This is a genomic window from Caldimonas sp. (assembly GCF_046289365.1).
Classification (GTDB): domain Bacteria; phylum Pseudomonadota; class Gammaproteobacteria; order Burkholderiales; family Burkholderiaceae_C; genus Caldimonas.
This window is the reverse complement of sequence record NZ_JBKBVU010000284.1, coordinates 1-2,920: the sequence shown is the minus strand read 5'-3', so window position 1 is coordinate 2,920 and position 2,920 is coordinate 1. Positions and strand designations below refer to the sequence as shown.

General features: G+C 65.9%; 4 protein-coding genes. 2 read left to right on the top strand and 2 right to left on the bottom strand.

Annotated features, from left to right (window positions below; translation table 11 throughout):
• Positions 1-83 precede the first annotated feature (83 nt).
• Positions 84-572: a hypothetical protein gene (locus tag ACK42S_RS17000; RefSeq protein ID WP_409710338.1), complete on the top strand. Its 489-nt coding sequence runs from the start codon at positions 84-86 to the stop codon at positions 570-572.
• Entirely contained in the window at positions 569-1,651 is a 1,083-nt protein-coding gene (locus ACK42S_RS16995) for an Imm72 family immunity protein (RefSeq protein ID WP_409710335.1), read from the top strand. The genes ACK42S_RS17000 and ACK42S_RS16995 overlap by 4 nt, the downstream gene beginning before the upstream one ends.
• A gap of 115 nt (positions 1,652-1,766) precedes the next feature.
• Here ACK42S_RS16995 and rsmA read toward each other — a convergent pair whose 3' ends face one another.
• Positions 1,767-2,528: a 16S rRNA (adenine(1518)-N(6)/adenine(1519)-N(6))-dimethyltransferase RsmA gene (rsmA, locus tag ACK42S_RS16990; RefSeq protein WP_409710332.1), complete on the bottom strand. Its 762-nt coding sequence runs from the start codon at positions 2,526-2,528 to the stop codon at positions 1,767-1,769.
• A partial coding sequence (locus ACK42S_RS16985) for a peptidylprolyl isomerase (RefSeq protein ID WP_409710329.1) occupies positions 2,525-2,920 on the bottom strand: 396 nt, incomplete at its 5' end. The genes rsmA and ACK42S_RS16985, both read right to left, overlap by 4 nt.

Sequence of the window (2,920 nt, the reverse complement as noted above, 5' to 3'; positions counted from 1 at the left end):
CACTTCCAGGCCGGCCAGATCATGCCGGACCTGCACGCCGACTGGGGCCTGACGATTTGGCAGTGGGATGTGCGGCAAGACGATTGAAGCTTGCCGCGTATGGCCTGCACGCACGCCCCAGCGTGCGCCGGCTCGTCCCCGGGACGCTGATCGAGATCGGCGCACACGCGGCGCTGCAAGGCCGGCGCTGGCGCTTAACCCGGGTGCGCCACCACATCACCAACCCCTTGCCGGCCCCGCTGCCCGGCGACAAGTTCAACACGAACAACTTCTTCATCAAGTACACCATCCCCGAAGGCACCACGCTCAAGGCGTGGAAGGGCAAAGCGGCTGAGCAGTTCGATGGCGAGGTGGGACAGTACCTGCCCGGCGGGGGCGAGCAGTTGTTCGTGGACTTTCCTGCGCACATCAAGGCTGAGGTGGTCCAGTTGCCCGCCTTGTCCACCGGATGGGGCAAGACGACGAAGCGTTATGGTTACGGCCCGCAGGCCGATGCTGCCATCGGCGAGATCGAACTCGAGCGGCTGGCGGCCAATGAAGTGCGCACCAAGATGACAGGAACCGGCCCATGAGCCAAGACCAGCCCACCCGAATGAGCGAGGAAGAACGCCGCAAGGTGTTCTGGCTGCTCAAGAAGTACAGCTCCTACACGGCCTGGGAGGCCTTGGCGCAGGCCTACTACCGGTTCGCCGATGCGTGGATGAAGGCCATGCGCATGGCCGACGATGCAGACATCGACGAGTTCAATCAGGACGCCACCAAGAGCATCCTCACCGGCCGCATCGGTTTCGAGAAAGGGCTGGCCCGGCTCAAGAAGGGCGACCGATCGGTGTGGCGCGGCAATTACAGCAAAAGTTTTGCGGCGTGGGGGCCACTGAAGCAGGCTGCTCATGAAGTCTACTTCGTCGAGAAAATTATGAATCCCGTCGAGTACGTCTTCGACTGGATGAAAAACAAAAATGAAGTTCTAGAAGCAGCTCAGAACATAAGCCGGGAAAGACTCGGTCTTGGTTCTGTTATGGAACGCCTTACCCTTGGGGACAGTGCAAATTGGGGAAGCGCGTTTGTTTTTGATCCGTTTTGGGGCCCGTACAACTTTCCTGATCAATTACCCGACGTTCCACCTCCCACCGACATCACCGTGCACACCGGCGACGAGGTGCCCTTGGATGGAATCTATGAGCCCGAGTGGGGAGAGCCGGTGCGGCCCGAGCCGGGGCTGTGGGCGCGGATGCAGGCTGCCATGGAGCGGCGGCCCAGCCTGTTCGAACCGGCACCCCAGCCCCTGGTGCGCGGCCGGCACATCGGCTGCATGAACTATCTCGTGAAGCACACGGTGGCCCCCACCTATCGCGACGAGGAGCGCGACAAGCCCTGGCCGGTGACGTGGCGGCTCATCTGGAAAGACGAGCGTTACCTGGATGGCACGATCCCCGAGGAAGAAGGGCAGTATCTTGCCCCCGTGGAGCCTGCGGCCCAGGCTCACCCGCCCTCCACCCCTGCCGGATCGCCCTGCCCGCGCACGGGCTGGTGGTTCACGCCGGCCAAGGCGAACAGCCGGCGCCACTTCCAGACCGGCCAGATCATGCCGGACCTGCACGCCGATTGGGGCCTGACGATTTGGCAGTGGGATACGCGGGAAGACGATTGAAGCTTGTAGCGCATGGCCCGCGTGCAAGCTGGCCCCGGCCTGTGCATTGCGCATCACTTCCGTGGAGGGCCGGGGCTTGGCCCCCGCAGATCGGGGCCTGCGGAAACGGTGGTGTTCAGCCCCCCACCGCCTGCGCCAGGGCCACGTATTGGGCCACGGGCACCTCCTCGGCGCGGCGCTGCACGTCGAATTGGCCGCCGAAGCCCCGGGCCTCGAGCCAGCGGCCCAGGGTGTGGCGTAGCAGCTTGCGCCGCTGCGAGAAGGCCACGGCCACCAGCTCGCCCAGCAAGGCCACATCGACGGCCGCGGGGTGGGACAGCGGCGTCATGCGCACGACCGCCGAATCCACCCGCGGTGGCGGCTCGAAGGCCTCGGGTGGCACTTCGAAGAGGTTCTCGATCTCGTAACGCCACTGCAGCATCACGCTCAGGCGGCCATAGTCCTTGTCGCCGGGGGCGGCGGCCATGCGCTCGACCACCTCTTTTTGCAGCATGAAGTGCTGGTCGATGATGGCATCCACCTGGGCCAGCAGATGGAAGGCGATGGGCGAGGAGATGTTGTAGGGCAGGTTACCCACCACGCGCAGGCGCTGCCCCTGTTGCCGCGCCAGGGCATGGAAGTCGACCGTGAGCACATCGGCCTCGATGACTTGCAGGGCTGCGCGCTTGCGCAGTCGTGCGGCCAGGTCACGGTCGAGCTCGATCACGGTCAGGCGTTCGCAGCGCTCCAGCAAGGGCTCGGTCAGCGCCCCCAGACCGGGGCCGATCTCGACCACGGCCTGCCCCGGCTGCGGGTCGATGGCCCGCACGATCGCGTCCAGGACGGCCGTGTCGTTCAGGAAATGTTGGCCAAAGCGCTTGCGCGGGGTGTGCTTCACAGCTCGGGCCGGACGCGGATGTCGATGTAGGCCCGCTCGCGGATTTCGCGCGCCCACTCCTCGTAGGCCTGCTCGTACTTGCGCTCGCGCAGCACGTTGCGCGCCAGCTCGCGCTGCTCGCGCGGGTCGATGCGGGTCTCGCGGCGATCGGTGACCTGCACCAGGTGGGCGCCGAAACGCGACAGGAAGGGATCGGAGAGCCGCCCGGTGGGCAGCGCGTTCATCACGCGCTCGAACTCGGGCACGAACTGGCCGGGGATGGCCCCGCCCAGCGGGATCGGATGGATGTCGCGCAGCCCGAGCGCCGAGACGCTGACCAGCACGTGCTTGCCCCGCAGCCGCCGGAGCGCGTCGTCACCATCGAGGAAACGGCGGAGCTCCAGCTCCAGCAG